Below are 22,833 nucleotides of genomic sequence, written 5' to 3'. Positions count from 1 at the left end.
AAGGTGGGGGAAAATATTATGTCTGGCCGTGGACAAACCGCACATAAAATCCGCCTCACTTTCGCAAGACGGATTTTCAAATTGGTGAATTACCTTAATAAAAAGATGAATTTACAGGCTGAACTTGTGAATTGTGCTATCAAGTAATCCCTCGTGGAGTGTGACCCAAACCTTCTTGTTTGCTATGTCGTAAATGGTATTGTGCGTTGTGTCCCACCATTCCGTATCTTCACGGAAGCCGTTTTGTTTAATATAGGCCTTTTCTTCTGCCCAAGCATTTTGTTCCGAAAGTGAAATGCTATCCAGAAAATTCTGATATTGTGGTATTTCCGAATAGAAAATACCATAAGTTAACGCATGATCAGAATACCATTTGTTTTCGGCATTGTAACTATTTGTATAACTCACACGCTTCATAAGCTCCCACATGCTTTCCATACTTTCACCGCTTTCGGCGTAATGTTCGTTGAGGATGTTGTAGCGTTCCACACCTATGGCGTATTCTGGAATGTCATCAAGGAATACATGGTAGTTTGTCATGATGTTTTGAGGTCTCGCAACAATTTCATTGTTGATGATTTCAACGACGTATGTTTCGGTCGGGTCAGAAATCATGATATGTAAATTCATATACTCTGATTCAAATGGAGTGATGCTGTGTTCATTCAAATAAGTCAGAGCCTCATTTACTGTTGCGCAATTGTCGAGCAAAGCACGTGTTGTGTGCATGATATTCAACTCAGGGGCGCCTGGGTTTGTTCCAGTGTGAGGAGTTTCTCCCCAGTCTACTTTTGACACTACGTTGTTGCTAACAACAAGTCCTTTTTCATTCATGCCATCAAGTACGGCCCAAGGCAAGATTTCAAGCTGCCTGTCAGACAGACCGGCATCAATCATGGCATCGTTGACTTTGGCAAGGCGTCCGACGCCGATGGTGGCGTAACGCCCGTTTTTGGCGGTTGTATGCACTACGATGGTCGAAGTCTGGTTCATGAAATAGTCGAAATTACGACCATGATAATTACCGTTGCGCACGCAGGAACAAGCCATGTCTCCTGAAATTTCGTTGTATGTGCCAACTGGATTGCTGCTGTATGAGTCGTAAGTCACTTCATAGAGCATTTCCGATACTTTCGTGAGTTTTTCGAAATCAGTTTTCTCTTTGTGGCATCCTGTGAATGTGATAACGGCAATAGCCATCAATGAAAAAAATAACTTTTTCATAGTTTGTAACATTTAAGGTTATACTTTTTTGTTGATAATTTTGTCTGTTGTTATTGGTGTTTCAATTTCAGATTTTTTTCAAGTCAATGGCACAATAGGTCGAAAAAGTTCAGATGATTTCTTTCTCTTTCAGCAAGACAGCCATCTGTTCCTGCAATTCCTTGGCCTTTTCGCTGGCGCGGATGGCGAAATCGCTGCCATTGGAAGCGTAAATGATGCCTCTTGATGAGTTGACGAGCAGGCCACATTCATTGTTCAGTCCGTTTTTGGCAACGGCTTGAAGGTCGCCGCCTTGTGCGCCAACGCCTGGCACTAAGAAGAAATAATCGGGTAACATTTTGCGGATTTCGCCTAATTCTTCAGGGTGTGTTGCGCCAACCACAAACATCATCTTTTCGGAGTCGGCCCAAGTGGTTGCGGTTTGCAGAACCTGCTGGTGCAGCATCTTGTCACCAACGCTGAGATATTGGAAATCCTTTGAGCCGGCATTGGAAGTCAGAGCCAGAAGGATGATCCACTTGTCTTCAAAGTTGAGGAAAGGCGCGACGGAATCCTTGCCCATGTAAGGTGCGACGGTGAGGGCATCGGCTTTCAGCGTGTTGAAGAATGCCTTGGCATAGTTGGCCGATGTGTTGCCAATGTCGCCGCGTTTTGCGTCAGCGATGACGAAAATTTCAGGAAAATTGTTGTGAATGTACTGAATGGTGCGTTCCAGGCTCATCCAGCCTTTCGTGCCGTACACTTCGTAGAAAGCCGTGTTGGGCTTGTAAGCAACGGCATATTGTGCCGTCTTGTTGATAATCTGCTTGTTGAATTCAAAGACTGGGTCTTCCATTGCCAGCAGTTCCTGCGGAATCTTGTTGACATCAGTGTCCAAGCCGACGCACAAAAACGATTGCTTCTGCTTGATTTGTTCTAAAAGTTGTGATTTATTCATGGTATTGTATTATGATTCTATGTTTTCCTTCAGTCGTTCTGCATTTTCAGCCATTTGCAGCCTCTCGATGATTTCGTTGAGATCGCCGTCCATTACTGCGGAGAGGTTGTAGACGGTGAGGCCTTCCACGCGGTGGTCGGTGACGCGCCCTTGCGGATAGTTGTAGGTGCGAATTTTGGCCGAACGGTCGCCGGTTGAGACCATGGTCTTGCGCTTTGCCGAAATGTCGTTGATATATTTCTGGTATTCCATGTCGTAGATGCGGGTGCGCAAACGCGACAAGGCTCTTTCCTTGTTCTTGGGTTGGTCGCGGGTCTCGGTACATTCTATCAGGATTTCCTCCGATTCGCCTGTGTTCGGGTTTTTCCATACGTAGCGCAGACGCACGCCCGATTCGACCTTATTCACGTTCTGACCGCCGGCTCCACTCGAACGGAAGGTGTCCCATTTGATTTCGCCTTCGTTGATTTCCACGTCAAATTCCTCGGCTTCAGGCAAAACCGCTACCGATGCCGCTGAGGTGTGGATGCGGCCTTGGGTCTCGGTCTTCGGTACGCGCTGCACGCGGTGAACGCCCGATTCAAATTTCAAGATGCCGTAAACGCCGTTGCCCGTCACGTTGAAGTCGATTTCCTTGTAGCCGCCGCTGGCACCTTCGCTGACGGAAGTGATTTCAATTTTCCAGCCTTTGGCCTCGCAATATTTGGCGTACATCCTGAAAAGGTCGCCGGCAAAGAGGCAAGCCTCGTCGCCGCCGGTTCCGGCACGGATTTCCATGATGGCGTTCTTGCTGTCTTGCGGGTCTTTAGGAATCATCATCACGCGGATGTCTTGTTCAAGGACATCAATGCGCGATTGTGCCGCCTCGATTTCATCGACGGCCATCTTGCGCATTTCTTCGTCTTTTTCGGTGGCGAGGATTTCGCGTGCTTCCTCAATGTTTGCTTTCAGCAACTTGTATTCCTTGAAAGCGGTAACGATAGGCTCCAAATCCTTATAATCCTTGTTGAGCTTGACGAAACGCTTCATGTCGCCCGCAATGGCAGGGTCGGCGAGTTGTTCGCCCATTTCCTCCCAGCGGTGCTTTATTGTCTCGAGTTTTTCGGTGATGTCCACGGTTTCAGAATTGTTGGGCAAAGGTACAAAATAATTCGATGCCCAACACTGAAACCGACGCATGAAATATGATTAAAATGCATTGAAGAGATGGTTGTCGTCATCAATGAAAAACAGATGCTTCTCGTCAACCAAATATGCCTTTGACCAATTGTCAGGAAGATGAAGTGTCCATACGATTGATCCTGTCGTATCCACGAGGCTTACTTTGTTCTTTGATTCGAGATAATACAACAATAAATAGTCACCAGTAGCTGTTTGCAATGCGTCCGCAAGGATATAATCTGCTTCAGCAATGCCATGTTTCAGGTCGAAATGGGCATTGTCGTTGTTGAAAGGCAGTTCGAGGATACGGCCGTTTTCGTAGTTGGTGATGATGGGTGCGGCATTGAAATAGGCGTTTTGACCGTCAGCTTTAATCAAACATAGTTTTGTTCCAAGTTGGTGTTTTTCGTTGAATTCAGGGATGAAAGCGTTGTCAACTAGTGATTTGAACCTGATTTCTCCGTTCGATTTCTCCATTCTGCAAAGGATATGCTTTTCGCTTTCTTCCTTTTGTGAAATACTCAGAATAATATCATCCCAACTATTGATTTGAAAGACGCAGTATGCGTATGCATTGGCTATAAAATCGTCGAATCGTAGTGAATCGCGAAAGCGCAAAGGATAGATTGTCTGAATGTTAAGCTGTTCATCCAAACTGATGATGGCACTTTCATTCATCGCTCTGACAACGGAATCTTGGATTCTCTCGTTGAAATAGGTTTCGATGTAGTTTACATTGACGAGCAAGAAAAGCGTGTCGTGAAAGAGGCAACCATTGTCAATTTTGATTTTTCCAAAGTCGGGGATATAAGGCGCAATTTCATTGGCGTATTGTGCTACCCTTTGCCATGTTGTCTCATCCTTGAAAATACTATGGTAAACTGCTGGAATATTTGAGTTAGAAAAATCCTGTGTTTTCAACAATTGGAAATTTGAACCAAAAAGGTGCAGCTCATGATAAGAGAAATCTAAAAAGATAAAGTTCTCTTTTAATGAAACACATCTGCTGTCATTGGACAATGCCATATTTTCCGACAATTGTGCGATTTCTTGCCCGATGCTTTTTCTTTTCGATAGACTTTTGACGATAGGTATCCATTTATCACTTCGGCCGAGTTCCGCATCTAAAAGAAGCCTTCTGTCTTTGTTGTAGTAAATCCAAGGAAAAATGTTGTGTGAAAAGTTTGCGAATACGGAATCGTTGCAAATGATATCAAAACTTCGCTTTATTTTGAAGAACTTATCAGCAAACTTTCTGGCTTCTTTCACGTTGGTTTTCTGGAAGACAAGGTGTATAGGAATTGCTTCATCGATGCTGTCAAGCATCCGATACTGATTGTAGCAATTGGGACAGAGGTTGCTGTTGGCGGTGACGAAAATTTCTTGCCCAAAAGAGTTACATGAATACATAATAATGCAAAGAATGCAAATGATAGTAGTTAATTGATATCTTTTCATAAATACATGGATTTACATTTTTTTAGATTTAAGGAAGGGGTGTAGAAAAAGGTAATGCGTGTAATGTTACGAAATTACCTTTAACTACACCTTTTTCTGTTGATTAGCGACTAATTATATAAGTGGTTTCATCGCCTTGAATGGTGGTGTACAAGACGCTGGATACTTGATATGAGCTACTGCTGCCTCTCTCATATATTTCCAGTTCGTCATTATACACGGTGAAACAACATCCCTCATTACCTCTGCATCTAATAGTGATGTAGTTTTGTGTGAAAGTTGCTCCTGCAAAGGTACCAGACACTTCTATGTTCAGCGTCTTTGTTTCATTGTTTTGTTTTTGTGGTGTTGCTTCGCTTTTACTGTCTTGATGAGCAAATCCGCTCACAGTTAGCAACATTGTCAGTGAAAGTGCCAAAAGGCTTTTTTTGAAATTAAACATTTTTGTTATTTGTTACATTTAGTTTTGCCTACTCGTTCGCTTTTCGACTTCCGCGTTTTGTTTTGCAAAAATGGAAAAAATGAGCGTCTTTTTATTGGATATATCATGGAAAACTTATGGAAAAACAACTGGAATTAATTTGTGTAGTTTAATACAAATCAGCATGTTATACTTTTAATTATGTAAGAAAGTTGGAAATAATATGAGCTGAAATGGAAAATAGAGTGATGATTGGGAAACAATTGATGAAAAACGACTATTTTTGCAGAAAAAGATATTATGATAGATACGATTCAGAAGCCAACTAAATTGCATTTGCAGACTCCCGTAGAGAACATGTCAATTGTAATTGATAGTAATACAGGAGTGAAATCTTACCACATTGTCCTTGATTCAGCCAAACAAGACAATCCAATGTCACTGCATTGGGAAATATGCCTTGTTGGTTTGCTTGTAGCTCTTTTGTTGACAGCATTATTGTTTTTTAGAAGAAGAGCCAATGGGAAGAATTCGTCTAAGGAAAATGCCCAGGAGACAGCTTTTAGAAATGATTTGCTACGTCAGTCTGAGGCTTATAAACTATTTGTTAGTAAAGGCTATTTCAATGTAAACAAAAACTCTTCTTTTGCAGTAGTAAAAGAGCAGGAAATTAGGGATTTATGCGATGCCATTGCGGATTTATTTTCCTCTTTTTCCAAATGGCTATACACAAAGGAGTTGCCCGACAAGGATTTCCAGTTCTGCTGTTTGGTGAAATCTGGATTGTCAACTTTTGAACTGGCCGAAATCTATTGTGTTTCCGAGAGTGCCATTTTCAAGCGGAAACAAAAGCTGAAGGAAAAATTAGGCTATAAGTCCGAAAAAAGGACTTTGGATGAGATTTTGCAGGCTATGTAAATGCTTAATACTCAAACATTCCACGTTCACTCCGAATCGTCAGCCGCTTCACATCCGATGCCTCCACATGGCCAATAATCTGACTGTCAATGTTGAACTCCTTGGCGATGGCAATCATCTCATTGGCGGCCTTTTCGTTGGTGTAGATTTCCAAACGGTGTCCCATGTTGAAGACCTTGTACATCTCATGCCAGTCGGTGCCCGATGCTTCCTGAATCATGCGGAACAATGGCGGTAGTTCCATCATGTTGTCTTTCACGATGTGCAGCTTGTCGACGAAATGCAGGACTTTGGTCTGGGCACCGCCGCTGCAATGGATGATGCCGTGAATCTGTTTGCGGAATTCTTTCAGAATCGGTATCATCAATGGGGCGTAGGTGCGGGTAGGAGAGAGAATCATCTTGCCGACATCGACGCCTTCGATCTCAGTCGGGTCGGTGAGTTTGTGCGGACCTGAATAAATCAAATCTTCCGGAATGGAATGGTCGAAACTTTCTTCGTATTTGTCGGCCAGATAGTGGTTCAGCACATCGTGGCGGGCTGAAGTCAGGCCGTTGCTGCCCATGCCGCCGTTGTAGTGGTCTTCGTAGGTGGCTTGTCCCGATGAGGAAAATGCCACGATGCAATCGCCTGGCTGAATGTTGTTTTCGATGACTTCGTCGCGCTTGATGCGTGTGGTGACGGTGCTGTCGACAATGACGGTGCGCACCAAATCGCCCACATCGGCAGTCTCGCCGCCGGTGAGGTAGATGCCAATGCCCAAATTGCGCAGCTTTTCAAGGAAGTGTTCCGTTCCATTGATTAGGGCCGAAATGATTTCGCCTGGAATGAGGTTCTTGTTTCGGCCAATGGTCGAGGAAAGCAGCATTTTGTCGGTTGCGCCAACGCAAATCAAGTCGTCGGTGTTCATCACGACGGCATCTTGCGCCACGCCTTCCCATACCGACATGTCGCCGGTTTCTTTCCAATAAAGATAGGCCAACGATGACTTTGTTCCGGCACCATCGGCATGCATGATATTGCAATACGCGGGGTCGTTTCCCAGAATGTCGGGAATGATTTTGCAGAATGCATTGGGGTATAAACCTTTGTCAAGGTTCTTGATGGCATTATGAATGTCTTCCTTTTCGGCGGAAACGCCTCTTAAACTATATCTCTGATTATCCATTATTTAATGATGAGTTTCTTTGTCTTGGTATCAAACTGGAAGTTGCCTAACTGTTTCATCGTCTTCTGACCGATGACCCATTCTTCAATCATTCTCTTTACCACTTTCACTTCTACATTGTAGAGTGAACGGCCGGCAATTCTGACTTCACGGATGACGATGATGGCGCCATCGGCAATGCTTCCGGTGCTGAGTAGCTTATCGACTTCGCCTTGGAAGTTATCGGCGGTAATGCGTCCGTCGTTCAACAGTTTCAAGGCACGCGCTTCCGAAATGCAGAAGTCGGCGTTTTCGCTGTAGGTGAATGGCTCATTGTAGCCATCGACATTGGCGAAGAAGGTAATATAACCCTTTTGGCTGACATTGAACATCTCGCTGTTGTCTTCCTCAGGGTTGATGGCAATGTTAACCGTCTGGTTTTCATTGATTGTTGTGCGTGGCACGAAGTCTTTGCTCAGAATCCTGAATTCCGTACGACGGTTCATTTGGTGAGCAGCTTCCTTGATTTCGGTGCTTGGCAGTTTGTTGATGAATTCTTCAGTCAAAACTGTGCCGGCTTTGAAGGTGTAGCCTTTTGTGGTTACATCGTTCATCAAGGTTCTTGGAACTCTTTCGCCATAGCCTTTTGCGGTCAGACGCAATGGGTCGATGCCTCTGATAATCAGGTAGTCGACAACGCTTTGGGCACGCTTTTGCGAAAGGATGTCGTTGCGTTCTTCGGTGTCGCGGGCATCGGTGTGTGAAGCCAACTCAATGGTGATGGTCGGGTTGATTTGCAGGGTCTCAATCAAACCTTGCAACGAGTCTTCAAACTGTGGCTTGAGATCCCATTTGCCCAAATCGTAAAGAATGTCGGGCAACATGATAGGTTCCTGTGGAATAGGCTCGATGGCGTATTCCTTTTCAAAATCCTTGCTGAATTCAACGCCAACGGTGGTTTCCTGTGCGCTGAAAGTGAAGTAGTTGTCTTTATCAATCGTGATGTCGTAGGTCGTGTTTTTGTTCATCTGGCTTTCGCTGAAATTGAAATAACCCTTGTCGTTGGTGCGTGTCATGTTGTTTGAGCCATCAGAACCAATCATACGCACGGAAGCGTTGCTGACAAACTGTTTGGTCTTGGCATCCTTAACCGTGCCTGAGAAAGTAAATAAAATTGGAGGTTCTTCAAAATAGTAGATGTTATCGATGCCGCGTGTGTTACCACGGTTCGATGAAATGAAGCCTCTTTCATCCCTTGGGTGGAACATGATGGCGAAATCGTCGCCCGTCGAGTTGATAGGCGATTTCAAGTTGCGCGGTTCGCCCCAGTTGCCGGCGGTGTCCATCGAGGTGACGAAAATGTCGAGGCCGCCCATGCCGCCGTGGCCGTTTGAAGCGAAATACAGCGTGGTGTCGTAGCGCAGGAAAGGATACATTTCATCGCCTGCCGTGTTCACTTTTTCGCCTAAGTTGAATGGCCTTCCGAAAGGTTCGTTGGTGTTTTCTCTGGTCGAAATCCAAATGTCTTTTCCTCCAAAACCGCCTTTGCGTTCGGCGGCGAAATACATGATGAGTTCATCGTCGGAAAGGGTAGGGTGGCCTACAATATCCAAGGTGTCGACGCTGGTGATTTGCACCGGCTGAGCGTTTGAGAAAGCGCCACCGCTTTTCGAAGCCACCATAATCTGGCAGCCGTTCTTGCGGTGCGCACCATTCTGACAACGTGTGAAATACAGTTTGGTGTACTTTGAATTCATGAATGGCGAACCTTCGCTGGCTTCGGTGTTGACGCTTTCGCTTTCATCGGCAAGCACTGGCGTGCTCCATTTGCCTTGACGGTCTTGTTTGGAAGTAAAAAGGTCAGTAAATTCCTGTCCGGTGATGCCATCCTTTTCTTTGCCAGTCGAAGCATCGCGGGAGGAGGTGAAAATGATTTCATTGTAGTTCGAGCTCGTCCAACATGCGGCAAAATCGGAATCTTTCGTCGAATTTACTTTTTTGAGTTCTGTCAGCTCGTATTTCGACGGATTGTCAATCCATTCCTGAATGAGCATCGTCGATTCGACTCCTAACCGTCCGCGTGGGTCGTCAGGCACTTTCTGTGCATAAAGCTCGTAGTTTTCGATGGCTTCCTTGTATTTGCCGTTGATTTTGTAAGTGTCAGCAGCATACAGATAAACTTCAGGATGCGAGTTGACGTAATCGGTCTTCAAGACGCGCTTGTAATAAGGTTCGGCGCGTTTTGTTAAGCCTATAAATCGGTAACATTCAGCGATTTGGAAAGTGATGCGGTTGCGTTCGTCTTTTTTGCGCCGTGTCTTGCGGTATGCTTTTTTGTAGCGGTCGACGGCTTCGGTGTATTGTTTTCTGCCAAAGGCTAAGTCGGCGTTCTTGGCCGGATTCCTTCTTTGGGCGTATAGGTCGGCGTTCAGAAAGACGAACAGCAGCGACAAAAGGATGAATGTGTATTTCTTCATAGTTGTAAAATCTCTGATTGATAACGCAGTTGGTCTGCTTTTATTGCAGGCCACAACAAACGACAAAAATACAACAATTTTCTAAACGAAAAACATTTTGACTCAATCATTGAATATTCTGTGATGAATGGATTTTACATGAAATGTTGAGATTTTGCGTGAGTACAGTATTTTTGAGAGCTTTTTAGAATTGAAAGCAGAAACTCATTCCTTTCAATAAAGCTTAGGAAAGTTTTGTGATGATTTGCAAATCATTGTAATTTGTATTTCACTGTCTGTCATCGTCAATCGAAAAACGTTCAGGCTTCAAATCGCTGAATTTTCTTTTTCCGAACAACATGCCGTCAAAAACGATGTTGCGCTGATAAATGCAACTCACTTGGTGCTGTAGCAACTGACGGCGTTTTTCACGCAATGCGTCTAAACGTTTGTAAAAATCGACATGCGCTTGAAAAACCGCCTTGAAGTCGCCAAAGCCACCTTCAATCAAAAACTTGAACGCCGCTATCCAATCGAGGAAAATGCGGTAGACGATGACATGGCGTATCTTGTTGTCAGGCAGATTTTTAACTAACAACGAAAGATTGTTCCTGAAATTCAGATACGTCTTTCGTGGCGAGTTTTTCGGCAAGGTGCCTCCGCCAATATGATAGACTTTCGACTGCGGACAGCAGAAAATCCTATAACCTAAATTTTTCATGCGCCAGCAGAAATCGATTTCCTCCATGTGTGCGAAAAACGAATCATCGAGACCACCATGTTTCAAAAACAATTCGGCACGGACAAACATGCAAGCTCCTGTCGCCCAAAACACTTCCATTGGTGTATCGTATTGACTTTCATCTGTTTCCAAATTCTGGAATATGCGTCCACGGCAGAACGGATAGCCATATTTATCAATGAAACCGCCGCACGAACCGGCATATTCAAATTTGGTCTTGTCGTGATAAGAAAGAATTTTCGGCTGACAGGCGGCAATGCTTTCGTCCGAATCCATCATCTCGATGATTGGCTCAATCCAATGCGGAGTAACTTCTATGTCGGAATTGAGCAAAACGAAATACTCAGCTTCAATCTGTCGCAAAGCCAGGTTGTAACCCGTCGCGAAACCGCCATTGCTCTCATTTTCAATCAAACGGATGTCGGGATAATGCGATTGCATAAATGCAACGGAATCATCGGTCGAAGCATTGTCGGCCACAACGATTTCCGCCAGTTCCCGATTGGTGTTTTCCAACACATTGGGCAGAAACTGCTCTAAAAACCGTCTCCCGTTATAATTCAATATGACAACCGCACATTTTAACATCTTGGACTTTTTTGACTATTTGACGTTTAGACTATTTGACTTGAATCTGAACCGTCCCTTCGACAGGCTCAGGGAGCTATTTACTCCTAACTTTTTCACTTTCCGCTGTTTGCAAAGGGTGCCGTTCGCTGTCGCTCACTTTGCCCTTCGCTCGGTTAGGCTGCCCTTTCAGGGCGCACTTGTAATCCTTATTCCTTCCTTTTTTCTCCTAATTCCTCACTTTTCCCCTTATTATCTTTCATCTTTCCACTTTAAAACTTTCCTCTTAAACACTTTCCGCCGCTCTCTTCCGTTTCCATCTTCGGTGTGACCAAAGCCAATTATCTGGATTTTCCTGAATGAATTTTTCCAGACATCTCACGTATTTTTCCATCACAGAACCATTTGAGGCTTCCTTCACGTCTTCATAAAGCAATTCAAACTCCACTTCATAATAGCCACGCTTCACCCTTTTCATGCCCGCAAACACGACTGCGTAATCAAGCAGTTTTGCAATTTTCTCCACCCCGGTGAACCAGCAAGTATCCTGATGTAGGAATTCCGTCCAATAATCTGATTTCAAGCCCATTGGCGACTGGTCGGCAACGATAAGCGCCATGTTTAGGTATTCCTTGCGTTGCAGCAAATACTTCAAAGCCACGCGAGCTTCTAACATTTGCTCCATGTCAAGATTATAATTCGTCCTCATATCATAGATGAACTTATCAAAATCAGGATTTTGAATACGCTTGTAAATGGCGGCGCATTTATGGGGCGAAAGGGTATGCATCAACTTTCCGAGCCACTCCCAATTGCCCGAATGGGGCAAAGCAAGGAAAAGGCTCTTCTGCTTATCATACAGCTGCATGATGATTTCCGGATTCTTGAAATGTACATGCTTTTTCAACTCTTCTGGTTTCATTACCAAAAGTTTACAAGCCTCCACAATGACATCACAAAGATTATGATAAAACGATTTTTCAATCCTTTTCAACTCCGCACGGCTCTTGTCGGGGAAGGAATTGAGCAAATTCTGCCGGACAACTTTACGACGGTATCGCGCAATGTAATAGATAAGCAAAAAATAGATATCAGATCGCAAGTAAAGCAAACGGAAAGGCGTGATAGCCAGTCCGTAAGCCCATAATTTTGCAATATAAAAACCGATTTTTCTCACCTTATTAGTTATGAATGGAAACGTCAGCAATTATCTTGGATTATTGTATAAGTCGCCAGCTCTTGTGCCGCCTTCATATTGCGTTTGGTCGACACCTTCGTCATAGCCATGGCCGTAGATGCGGGAATAGATTTCAAGTTGCCAGCGCGGATTGTTGATTTCGCCGATGACATCGGAATGAATCAAATGATAGTCGTTGGTGACGAAATCCTTTGTCATGAAAACGAAACGCTTATTTCTTTGATTTGCAACCTCATAGTAATGCCAGATTTCGTATGGATAGGCTCCTGGCTCGTTTGGACTTTCCATGATTCGGTCAGGAGCGCCATATTTCAGGAAGACATAGCCACGGTCGCTGCGATAGCCTGGAAATGAGGTTGTTGTATAGGATGCATTGACGCTTTTGACTGCGGCAAGATAATCGTTCCAACCTTCGGCAGGATTCATAGGGGTACGCTCGCTCCAAAAATTGTAAAGGAACTGTTGCATGGTTTTCAAATTGCCTTCGCGGAGCATCGTAGGAATGTAATTCCTTTCGGCTTCCGAACAAACAGGATCCAAATACTTGATATACTGACTCAAAGTGTCGATATTAGTAATGGCGGAAGCGAAAGTGTTTCCAATATAAACCGAATTCAAGTCGGCAATGTCGTAACCCACTCCCGGATTGCTTTTCTGGAAACGGGCACTGTTGGAGGCAACCAAAGTGTTGCTTCTGTCGCGCATTTCCACAACAAGGTAATAATTGCCGGTCGGCAGTTCCGAAATGTCGATGCTGGTCATCAGCACATTGGCTTCGGCAACATCATAACGTTTCGAGAAACTGAAACCACTCATTTTTGATGTCGATTCGCAGGACTCAATGAAATAGCTGACGAGATACTTGCCTTCAGCATAAAGACTGTTGCTGTTGTACAATTCCGTATAGAAATTCAGCTTGGTGTCCTTTGCGCCATAGAAGCCGATGATGCGCGGCACAAAATCCAGGCCGCTTTTCGTGCAAGTGGAAGGTTTCGCAGCCTTTGCATAACTGTCGTAAAGCAAAATGTCTGAAACGGTAGGCATATTCTTTGGAAAATCAATGACGACCGTAGACTTTTCAGTAGCAGCCAGGCCTTTAGGATTATTCACATCTTTCACCGAAATCTCCATTTCATATTCGCCATTGGGAAGCGAAAAACGCTGTTGGTCGATGAAAGCGCCATCTAAAGCAGCCGTATCGCTGACCACAGGACTATTGAGCGCAATTTTCGAATAGGCAGCCACCGCGCCTTCATGTTTAATGATGGTGCTGATTTCGACCGTCGCGCGGAATTTACCCGGTTCAAACTGCTGGTAAACAGAGGTCTTGCAGTCAAAAGCCATAGCGTTTTCGACAAAAGGCGTTTCGCCAGGTGCCGAATAGGTTGTAGTGTTGAGGTAAGGCCTCAAAATCTTGTGTTGTGCCATTGTGCAAAACGGCAATGCCAAACCTAACAGTAAGAATAAAATCTTCTTCATTATAAAATCATTATTTTGTTATCAGATTCATTTAACACGCACAAAAGTAAAATATACTTTGATACCATCACTTTATTATATTAAATACTTTCTCTACAATTCTCAACAAAATCGCTATAAACCATTTATATTCAATTGTTTAAAACAGACTTTTCAAATACGACATCAGGAAGGTCTGAAGGCTTAGATTGGTCATAAAGACACCAGAAATCTTCTTCGTTCTTCGGTTTGTCCCACTATACGAGATGCCTTCAAGTGCCGCAATCTCCGCATCGTTCATGCCCAACAGCACCAAAGCGCAATGCCTGACATCGCCCGTAGTCAAATCGGGATAGGCATTCAGCAAACGCAAGGAAAAATCGCCGAAACTTGAATTTGCCGCTTGCACCAAATCGATGAGATCCTTTTCACTCAACTTGATGTGCGGATATTGCGCCACGCTCTTAATCATGATGTCCTTTCCCTTCACCGATTTCTTAATCTTTATGCAAACCTGACATTCATTGAAATGCTGCCATGCTTCATCAAACGTATCAAAGGCGGATTTTCCTATTTTAAGTTGATTGTCGCTTTTTTGAGTAATCGCTGGCTCTTTTCCCGACTTTTCATTTATCTCATCTTTCTGCCTGTTTTCCTCAATTGTGGTTATCTGTTTCTCAATGTGTTTAATGCGGCGGCGGTTTCTCACAATCACATAAACCAGAATCCCAAATATGGCCAAAACCGAAACCAAAGGAATCAGATATTTCAGGAAATCAGCGTTTTGCTTCGTGTCACCAGTGGCTTCAACCTCCTTTTCATGGTTAGAACACAGAAACTCAATTTCCATTTTTGCTGATGCAAGATTCGATTCCATCAAGGCATTGCCGACATAATAGCGCGTGTAATAGACCTCTTTCTCCAATTCGCCGCTACGACGGTAAATGTCGGCCAAACGCGAAGCCGCATCGGTGCGGGCGAAACGGTCTTCCAAATCGAAAGAACGCTCCAAATAAGCCGCTGCCGAGTCGAATTGCTGCATTTCATAGAGCTTGCACCCAATGGAATGACAGAAAACCACGGAATCGATCGGGACAAGTCCCTGAGCCTCAGAGAATTTTGCCAGAGCCATGTCGTAGGATTTCTCCGCCTGGCAAATGGCAGCCTCGTTGCGCAACATGGAAGCAAGCGCAACCGTATCGTTCAAATCGGAGAACAAACCGGCAGCCTGAATAAAAGCCTTACGCGCCAAATCGTTGATGCCGTAATAATAGAGCACTTCGCCTAAACGTGTGTGTGTCAAGGCAATGAAACGCTTATCATCAGCATTTCCCTGATTTTGGTCATTCTTCTCCATCAAGGAAAGCACATGCAGAAACGAGCGCGTGGCCTCTAAATCTTCATTCTGCATCGAAGCCATCACACCTTTATAATAATAGGCGCGTGCTTGCAAACCGAGCAGAGTTTCATCTTCGGGGAAAAGCAGTGACAAACTGTCGTAATACTGCGCAACTTCCTCCAAATCAGGGCAACTATCCAATAGCTGGCGGGTCTTGTAAGCCGATTCGACATAACGCAAATGCCACTCGTTGCGGTCGGCGACGGACCAATTTTCAGCCACATTTTCATATTTCACGACGCTATCGAACGCCATCTCAGGATTATCCTGCATCAGTTCAGCGATTTGCCTGAGTTCCGCATCGTGATGCGGTGCATCAAGCACATCAAAAGCCGATTTTTTGCCCGAACATCCGGCAAGGATGACGAGCAAAAACAGCAGAATCCGTTCTATTGCGCCTCTGTTTTTCACTTTTTCGGAGCGTTTTCGCACTGCAAATATAGAAATTTTGGGCGAAACAAGCAGCATTTAGAATGGAATTGAAAAATAGTTTGAAAACGCAAAACAATACTTATCAAATTGGTTTAGTTTTACTTAACATTCGCATCACCATTCAAAAAAGCGGGAGAAAAGTTTTTTTTTCGCAAAACACTTGCTTGATTGATAATTTTTGTACTTTTGCAGCGGAGATATGGCTGAGTGGTCGATAGCGGCGGTCTTGAAAACCGTTAAGCCGAAAGGCTTCGGGGGTTCGAATCCCTCTGTCTCCGCCAAGCGACTCGCAAGTCGCTTTTATTTTACCCGAACCTGTAAAGGAGAGATGCCGGAGTGGTCGATCGGGGCGGTCTCGAAAACCGTTGACCACATTTGTGGTCCAAGGGTTCGAATCCCTTTCTCTCCGCAAAATCTCGGCAAGTTTTTGACAGTCAGCAATTTAAAGCAATGTTAAAAACTTGCCGGGTCAAAATCGGGTCAGTCATTCAGTTCCTTTTCAATGTTTTTCGCAAGAAAAATGAAAGGAACAAAAAAAAATGTCATCACAAATCTTTGTCGATTTCAAGCCAGCTGAACTTCACGATACGAGTTCAGGCACTATTATCGTCTTCTATGTGAAGGATCCTGGCACCGGAGTGCTTGCACGGCAGCGCATCAAGCTGAACCACATACACGACAAGCGTGAACGCTTGAAGTATGGGCGAATGCAGGTACAGCAAATCAACAAGCAGCTGTATGAGGGATGGAACCCCGTTTTGGAGAAGTCTGGCTTCTCGAAGATTGTCACCATCGAAGAGGCCGTGAAGCTCTACAAGAAGTCGTATGCTGGCATCCGTCCCGACAGCCTCAGGAGTTATGATTCGATGATGAAGTCTTTCCTCAATTTCTGCACCTTATATAATATGGCCGACAAACCGATTTATGAGTTTGGGAGGCAATCGGCACAACAGTACATGCTGCATGTAGAGGAACGTGACATCTCGGCAAAGACTTACAACAATTATGTGCGATTCATGGGGCAGTTCCTGAACTTTTGTGTCGATAAGGGATTGACCAAGGACAATCCTTTTCAGTCCATCAAGCTGCGTCGCGTGGATGAAAAGAAACGCACGATCATTCCGCCTGAAGTCAGGGAGAAAATCTTGGATTATTTGGTGCGCGAAAAGATGGATGGGTTCCGTCTCATCTGCCTACTCACCTATCACTGCCTTATCCGTCCGAAAGAGCTGCTCATGTTGAAGGTGTCGTATGTAAGCATGAAGAATAACCTCATCACCATTCCGGCATCGGTGGCCAAGAACCACTGCGAACGGCAAATCTCAATGCCGATGGATTTGGCACTGCTGATGGCTGACTTCATCAAGAGCGCGACTTCGGACCAATTCCTGTTTTCGGATGGTTATAGACCAGGAAAAAAAATGTTGACCACGCGCGACACGGGTCGCACATGGTCAAACATGCGCAAAGAACTTGGGCTTCCGGATTGCTACCAGTTCTACAGCCTGAAAGACACAGGCATCACTGAAATGCTCGAGGCTGGCGTGCCAGCCAAGATGGTGCAGGAACTTGCAGACCATCACAGCCTCGAAATGACACAGAAATATGTTGGCAAGTCAAGGGCTGACGACATTAGGCGCAAGTGCGATGTCATCCATTTCTGACCGCGTTAGGGATAGCAGTGAGTATGAGACGACGCCGCTTGCGAGTCGAATATGTCTGAACGTATAGCCCGACGGCTGCGCCGGAACGCCCAAATAAAAATAGAAAATCCTCCAACCGATTTGATTGGAGGATTTTATTTATTCAATTAGTATCGTTTGGCAAATTATAGTTTACATCCATGTTTTTTTTGTCGTTTTTAAAAGTTGTTGTTTGAATTTATGTTACTTACCTAGAAACTTCAGTTCGAGATTGAGTTTCCCGAGTTCACTCTCGCTATCTGCTACATAAGTGGTTCTCCTTGCAGATGCTATCGGAGCAATTGTGACTTGTTCCGTTGCAGGAGTAGCCAACGGATAGAGTATGATTACGGGATGTCCTGCGGCGTATTGTTCTGCAAAATAGGCTTTGAAAGTTTCCACATCAACTGCGTTTACATCGTCACCTATAATTACGGAAATAGACGCAGACTGACTAAATATAAACGGTTTAGGCTCGCTATCAGTTGCACTTGCTCCTTTTTTATAGTGAGAGCACATAATATCACTGCTACGTGCTTTGTTTGGTAAATCAAACAATACTCTGCCGCTTGTTTGATATCTGCTTATAGTTTCCGTCCCATCAAGCACCTTAACCGCCCAAGCCTCAGTCTTTGTGCCGTCTTGAACATCAAGATTGCTATCGGCTGAGAGGAGCATCTTAATATCCCTTATTTGAGGAGCAACAAAAGCACTATCAGTAGTTCTTTGATAGTAGAGCATTACACCACTCATAGCGGCTTTGAAAGAGGCGGCATCTGCATTAGCAAAATCATCATCCCTACACCATAATCTATAAGAGTGAGCCGCATCGATATACATAGTTTTGTCACCGGGGTTTGATTTATTGGTAATGGGATATTCTTTGCAATACGCATTACTATTTCTTGCTCTATCAGATGGCGTATATGTATCTGTCATAAATACACCACCACTCTGTTTAGTCCAACTCAAACTCCCCAAATCCACAACACCCTGTGAGCCGATTATAACCTTATGTTCTCCGTCAGTTCGGATAGTCTTTGCATAAGGTTCGTAAGGAGTTGCAGTAGAGCCTGCTTCTATTTGAATAGTATCTATTATATCTGCAAGATAACTAAAAAATCCACCAAATGAACAAGTTAAGTATACATATCCTTCCGTAACAGTAAATGTAAATGTGTCTTTTTGCAAAGTGGAAATATCAGCATGATATAACCAAGTACCTCCAGTGCCTGGACTTGAAGTACCCTTTACACTTCCATCTACTTGTAGCAACCAATATAAATTACTTCTTCCCTTACTTATATCCCAATGAATAGTATATGTTCCATTAGGTAATGGTATTTCAACATATTTATAATTATATCCAATCCAAGAAGATGCTTGATTATATTTTGTTTTATCAAACAAGTTCTTCCCAACTCCGTACTTCAAATCTCCCGTATTAACTTTGATAATATCTGGGCAAATTTGTGAAAGTGGAATATCTATCCCTGCGTTAAATGTGCCTACACGAGTAGCAAAAGTCCAATTAACAAGGTCAAGAAGTTCAACGGTTGTACCTATACGGACGGGGATGTAGTGAGAAAGAAGTGTATCACCATTCCATATTTTGACTTCATTGTATAACTTATATTTATTGTAAAGAATTGTTGCAGAATTATCACGAGCACCAAATATAAGAATTGTCCTACCATCAGTAGAGTTTGTTGTTGTTGCAGTATTACCTTTCTTGACACCATCAACATATAATTGTCCATTACCTTTTTCATAAGTAAATTCTATATGATATTTAGTGTTCAAAGATGGTTTCCAAGAATCAAACGCAGTACCGCCAACCCCTCGAAAATAGTTTGCATTTCCAGCAGTACCCCAACCTAACATCAGTTCCGTACCTGTGCTACCATTATGACCAAACCAAACATTACCACGACTTTCGGTATCAGTATAGCCTTGATTTGCACCCGTCCTAATAAATGTAAAGTCTATCTTGGTTGAGTTTTCAAATGTATATCCCGTATCAACATACGCTGTTCCGTCACTCTCTGCATAAGAGATAGGCTGAATCAGTTCTCCACCCGTAAACGCACCCGTTCCTGCGTTGCCGTAGAATTTATTGTTAACTCTATCCCAAAGACCATAGACATTGGAAACAACATCTTTGACGGGGATAAAGTCACGGACAATTACATCATTATCTTTAATTAAAAAATGATACAACTTATATGTTGAGTTTTGTGTAGCAGTATTATTGCTATTATTTGCGAATACATAAATATCTCTATTATTTTCAATAGTACCACTATAACTTGCTTGACCTACTTGTGTACCATCTTGTGTAAGTGTTGCACTACCATTATTAAGTGTTAAAACACAATGCCTTTTATCTGGAGACATTGAATATCCAACATTCAATGCTGTGCTTGAACCAGCATATAACACTTTTTTTAATACACCTGAATATGGTGAGCCTGATAATTGTGACCCAAATAAAGATTTGCCATTTATTCGTTCGTTATCAATTAGCGTAAAGTCATAGACTACTTTTTCACTTGTAGTTTTATATCCTGTATCAATATACTGCGTACCGCTACTCTCAATATATTCACAAGGCACATACCTGCCCCAAAGTTTATCCGCCTTATGCTTGACGGGGGTTGCACCAAAGGCTTTAAGCCCCTTGATGCCGTTGTCGCGGGTAACATAGGCGGCTTCAAGACGGGATTTCAATTCCCGCATTTCTCTTTCCCAAAACAAACCCTGCGGGGAGGCCAACTCCCTGACCTCCCCTTCGGGAAAGAATAATCTTGCTGTGTTGTCGTTAATCATAAAGCACAACCTTTTTCGTTACCGTTGTTCCGTCTGTGAGTGTTGCGGTCCAGGTTTCGCTGGCAAACTTCGCCTCTCCATTGACAAGAATGGAAGTGTTATTCACCTTCACATCCTGAACCTTACCACCGACCTGATTCTTCTGGGCAAGCCAAGCATCGGAACCTGCATCATAAACAAACAAGTCACCGACTTCAAGCGTCAGACTGCCGCTGTATGCAGTTGTGCTTGCTTCTCCCGTGTACTGACTTCCGTCCGGCATAAGAATGCTTCCCGATGCTGGTAATGCACCGATACGGAAATAGCATCCGTTATCATAAATATAAGGCAACTGTGGCGGTGTGCTTTCTGCAAGACCTGTTTCAGCATTCCACAATGAAAGGAATCTGCCAATGCCTTCAAGGTTATTGACACGTTCATTGAGCACACGACCCTGATTTGCGGACAGGGCCTTTTCAGTAGCCGAGGATTCAAGGTTGTCGACGATTTCTACCGACTTCTCCCTTATAAGTTCCTCCACGCTTGTAGGCGCAGCATCTGTTCCTGTCCAAGCACCGGTGTGGCTTGCGGTGAACTTGTAGAGGCTTCCGTTGTAAATCACAACGTCGCCAATCTCATAAGGATTTTCGGCTGTGCGTGTCGCGTCAAACGGCGAATAGCCCAAGTCCTCGAATGAGGTGCCGCCTTGGTCGCCGCCGCCAGCGGGAAGAATCGTCCCGTTGAAGCCTCCTTTAGTTGAATCGAATCCTTCCATGTCATTAACGGTTTGCAAGTTGAACATTCTCGTTGTTAATCCATGCTTTGGTCAGCGTTGTGGCCGAAAAGCGCACTCGGTCGCCGATGTAGAACTTGAACGGTGCTTCGCACACGCCATTGGTGTCGAATTCCTCTTCATGTTCAACCGTGCGGTAGTGTTCGCCATCCGTCGATACCTCACAGACGATTGCACCTGTGCCTTCAAGATGGATGCGACCCTCATTTGATTGTGCCTCGAAGCGTACCGAGTTTCCCTCAGTTTTCAGTTGTTTGATTTGATTTGTACTCATTTTTAATACGTATTTTAAATGTTAAACATCTTCTTGTTCAATTTCTTCCTCGCTTGGCGCGATGGGTCCTGCTTTGTCGAGGTTGCCCAAAGTCACCGAAACGTCACCTTTCTGGAATCGCGCATCTAAACCTTCCTTGAATGCCTTGAAAAACACCCACAGTGCATCGAAGGCAAACATCCAGCTGATGAATTTCAGGATGCTTGGATGCAGTTCGCCAGGCGGTGGAACGATGAACCCGGCAATTCCGATTCCAGCTGATAATAATGCGAAAAACCAAAATGGTGCGTTTTCCAAAGTTGCGTGTCGAATAATCTTACCCATTTCAGTAATAGTTTATGAGCAGCGATTCGATGGCATCGTTTTGTGTTGCGAATCGTATCGTCTCGCCTTTGCTCTTGTTGATTATGTATGGATCTGCGCCTGGTGTGAAGCTGCCTTCGGCGGTTTCGCTGCCATCGAGGAAATAGTAAATTGGCGGCTCTCCTACTGCATGGTAGGTGCGCGTGTCGCTCACATAGAGTTTAGTCACGCCAATGTCTATTTCTTCAGTCGTGAAGTTGCCTTGCCCATCCTCCTCGAACTTGGCTGTCGTCTTCTTGGTTATGTCGTCGAAGGCTTCCGCTTCATCGGCTACGCTCTGGTGAAGCGACCGACCGACTGCCCTTTCCGTGTCGGAAATTGTGTTGTCCGTATCGTCAAGAATGTAAGAGAATGATGCAGGAACGAGTTGTGCGTTGTCGCCCATGCTGATGTCTGATGCGTCAACGACGATTCCGTAATAGTCCATCGCTTCAGGATCATATTTCTCTGCACCTTGTTTCGATGTGAGAATTTCATATATCCAGTTCCGATGCCTGGAAGGAATCATACCGATTGCTTGCGACCATTTCCGTTGGTCATCAGTGTCGTCCAATGCGCGGTAACTGTCGGCAAAACGACCGATGTTATGTGCCGTGTCGGGCTGCAATACGTTTTCGCCATTACAGATAAGCGTGTCGATGCCGCCAAGCGCGTTAACGAAGCAGTAGTATTTTTCTTTGCCAGTCCTTTCATTGTAAATGTAACGCTGTCGGCACACCTCTGTGTCGTGTTTCGTCTCATACAGGATGATGTCGTAATATCCCTTCAGATGCCGTGCAAGCACATCAAGCATCCTGATGAGGCGGCTGTATCGCACATTCACGCTGAAGCATCCGGCTTCTTCAGCGGTGAAAATCGTCTCGTCGATACTGCCACCTGCATTCTTATAGAATCTGACGTCCAACCTTGTCGCTCCCGATAGATCCATCCACGAAACCCATTCGGGTGATTCGTAATTCGTCACTTTCTCGATTGGTTGGTTGGAGAGAAAGTTTCTGTTTGCGTAAGTATAGAACAAAGAGCTTGACTTCCATTTTGCGTTGGCGACATACCACGACATCGTTGCGGGGTCGCCAGTCGTGTCTTCCCCGATCAGCACATAGAACGTGGCTGTGAATTGTCTGCGGTAAGAAGTGTGTACGATTTCGTTCCCCGACGATGACGGGATGTTGGTTTGCAGGTAGTTGTCGTACAACCCCTTGAAATCAATAGAAATCTGTCCGTTGAAGTCGGGACTGAAGCTGCCTTGGAAAATGGTTTCGTTTCCTATTGTCAGCACCGCAAGAAGCGTGTCTTGCGTCGTGATGACGAATGGAGGCACCTCGTTTTTGGCGTAAGTCCTTCCTGCCTGTGGCTTCTGTGAAAATGAGTTTATATTCATGTCAGCAAAATTAT

Annotated in this window: 18 protein-coding genes and 2 tRNA genes; 4 read left to right on the top strand and 16 right to left on the bottom strand. The window is 44.4% G+C overall.

Annotated elements, in window-relative coordinates; translation table 11 throughout:
* Window positions 1–111: 111 nt before the first annotated feature.
* The 5 genes from AC06MN_RS05605 to AC06MN_RS05585 form a co-directional block, all read right to left on the bottom strand.
* Window positions 112–1,224, bottom strand: a complete 1,113-nt coding sequence (locus AC06MN_RS05605) for a carcinine hydrolase/isopenicillin-N N-acyltransferase family protein (RefSeq protein WP_475671370.1) — start codon at window positions 1,222–1,224, stop codon at window positions 112–114.
* Window positions 1,225–1,333: 109 nt separating this feature from the next.
* The gene (gene pyrF, locus AC06MN_RS05600; RefSeq protein WP_475671369.1) at window positions 1,334–2,161 is read right to left on the bottom strand and encodes an orotidine-5'-phosphate decarboxylase; all 828 of its coding nucleotides are present in this window, start codon (window positions 2,159–2,161) and stop codon (window positions 1,334–1,336) included.
* A 9-nt stretch (window positions 2,162–2,170) separates the two neighbouring features.
* Window positions 2,171–3,340: a peptide chain release factor 1 gene (gene prfA / locus AC06MN_RS05595; RefSeq protein WP_475671368.1), complete on the bottom strand. Its 1,170-nt coding sequence runs from the start codon at window positions 3,338–3,340 to the stop codon at window positions 2,171–2,173.
* A gap of 9 nt (window positions 3,341–3,349) precedes the next feature.
* A complete protein-coding gene (locus tag AC06MN_RS05590) occupies window positions 3,350–4,780 on the bottom strand; it encodes a hypothetical protein (RefSeq protein ID WP_475671367.1) in 1,431 nt (476 codons plus the stop codon).
* Between the two features lie 103 nt (window positions 4,781–4,883).
* Entirely contained in the window at window positions 4,884–5,222 is a 339-nt protein-coding gene (locus tag AC06MN_RS05585; protein ID WP_475671366.1) for a hypothetical protein, read from the bottom strand.
* A 279-nt stretch (window positions 5,223–5,501) separates the two neighbouring features.
* On the opposite strand from AC06MN_RS05585, the gene AC06MN_RS05580 reads away from it, so the two are divergent.
* The gene (locus AC06MN_RS05580) at window positions 5,502–6,119 is read left to right on the top strand and encodes a hypothetical protein (protein WP_475671365.1); all 618 of its coding nucleotides are present in this window, start codon (window positions 5,502–5,504) and stop codon (window positions 6,117–6,119) included.
* 4 nt (window positions 6,120–6,123) lie between these two features.
* On the opposite strand, the gene AC06MN_RS05575 is transcribed toward AC06MN_RS05580, so the two are convergent.
* From AC06MN_RS05575 to AC06MN_RS05550, 6 genes are all read right to left on the bottom strand, one after another.
* The gene (locus AC06MN_RS05575) at window positions 6,124–7,287 is read right to left on the bottom strand and encodes an AIR synthase related protein (protein WP_475671364.1); all 1,164 of its coding nucleotides are present in this window, start codon (window positions 7,285–7,287) and stop codon (window positions 6,124–6,126) included.
* Window positions 7,287–9,743, bottom strand: a complete 2,457-nt coding sequence (locus AC06MN_RS05570) for an OmpA family protein (RefSeq protein ID WP_475671363.1) — start codon at window positions 9,741–9,743, stop codon at window positions 7,287–7,289. Before AC06MN_RS05570 ends, AC06MN_RS05575 begins: the two co-directional genes overlap by 1 nt.
* Window positions 9,744–10,011: 268 nt before the next feature.
* Window positions 10,012–11,052, bottom strand: a complete 1,041-nt coding sequence (locus AC06MN_RS05565; RefSeq protein ID WP_475671362.1) for a glycosyltransferase family 2 protein — start codon at window positions 11,050–11,052, stop codon at window positions 10,012–10,014.
* A 265-nt stretch (window positions 11,053–11,317) separates the two neighbouring features.
* Window positions 11,318–12,208: a lysophospholipid acyltransferase family protein gene (locus AC06MN_RS05560; protein WP_475671361.1), complete on the bottom strand. Its 891-nt coding sequence runs from the start codon at window positions 12,206–12,208 to the stop codon at window positions 11,318–11,320.
* Between the two features lie 30 nt (window positions 12,209–12,238).
* A complete protein-coding gene (locus tag AC06MN_RS05555) occupies window positions 12,239–13,708 on the bottom strand; it encodes a GWxTD domain-containing protein (protein ID WP_475671360.1) in 1,470 nt (489 codons plus the stop codon).
* A gap of 139 nt (window positions 13,709–13,847) precedes the next feature.
* A complete protein-coding gene (locus AC06MN_RS05550; RefSeq protein WP_475671359.1) occupies window positions 13,848–15,497 on the bottom strand; it encodes a helix-turn-helix transcriptional regulator in 1,650 nt (549 codons plus the stop codon).
* A gap of 214 nt (window positions 15,498–15,711) precedes the next feature.
* Here AC06MN_RS05550 and AC06MN_RS05545 point away from each other — a divergent pair.
* From AC06MN_RS05545 to AC06MN_RS05535, 3 genes are all read left to right on the top strand, one after another.
* A tRNA-Ser gene (locus AC06MN_RS05545) sits at window positions 15,712–15,799 on the top strand.
* 41 nt (window positions 15,800–15,840) lie between these two features.
* Window positions 15,841–15,927 (top strand) — tRNA-Ser (locus AC06MN_RS05540).
* A 130-nt stretch (window positions 15,928–16,057) separates the two neighbouring features.
* Window positions 16,058–17,182 carry a tyrosine-type recombinase/integrase gene (locus AC06MN_RS05535; RefSeq protein WP_475671358.1) on the top strand — a complete coding sequence of 375 codons (1,125 nt, stop codon included), beginning with the start codon at window positions 16,058–16,060 and terminating at the stop codon, window positions 17,180–17,182.
* A gap of 222 nt (window positions 17,183–17,404) precedes the next feature.
* Here the strand turns inward: AC06MN_RS05535 and AC06MN_RS05530 are convergent, their stop codons facing one another.
* The 5 genes from AC06MN_RS05530 to AC06MN_RS05510 are packed head-to-tail and all read right to left on the bottom strand — an operon-like array spanning window position 17,405 to window position 22,819.
* Window positions 17,405–20,029 carry a hypothetical protein gene (locus AC06MN_RS05530; protein WP_475671357.1) on the bottom strand — a complete coding sequence of 875 codons (2,625 nt, stop codon included), beginning with the start codon at window positions 20,027–20,029 and terminating at the stop codon, window positions 17,405–17,407.
* Window positions 20,022–20,783: a hypothetical protein gene (locus AC06MN_RS05525; protein WP_475671356.1), complete on the bottom strand. Its 762-nt coding sequence runs from the start codon at window positions 20,781–20,783 to the stop codon at window positions 20,022–20,024. Before AC06MN_RS05525 ends, AC06MN_RS05530 begins: the two co-directional genes overlap by 8 nt.
* A gap of 4 nt (window positions 20,784–20,787) precedes the next feature.
* The gene (locus AC06MN_RS05520; protein ID WP_475671355.1) at window positions 20,788–21,075 is read right to left on the bottom strand and encodes a hypothetical protein; all 288 of its coding nucleotides are present in this window, start codon (window positions 21,073–21,075) and stop codon (window positions 20,788–20,790) included.
* A gap of 21 nt (window positions 21,076–21,096) precedes the next feature.
* Complete coding sequence (locus tag AC06MN_RS05515; protein WP_475671354.1) at window positions 21,097–21,399, bottom strand: hypothetical protein; 303 nt, start codon at window positions 21,397–21,399, stop codon at window positions 21,097–21,099.
* A gap of 1 nt (window position 21,400) precedes the next feature.
* On the bottom strand, window positions 21,401–22,819 hold the full coding sequence (locus tag AC06MN_RS05510; protein ID WP_475671353.1) for a hypothetical protein: 1,419 nt from the start codon (window positions 22,817–22,819) through the stop codon (window positions 21,401–21,403).
* Window positions 22,820–22,833: the final 14 nt, after the last annotated feature.

It is taken from the genome of Candidatus Limimorpha sp., assembly GCF_056203535.1.
Note: the sequence above shows the minus strand (reverse complement) of the source record. Positions and strands in the feature narration are given on the sequence as shown.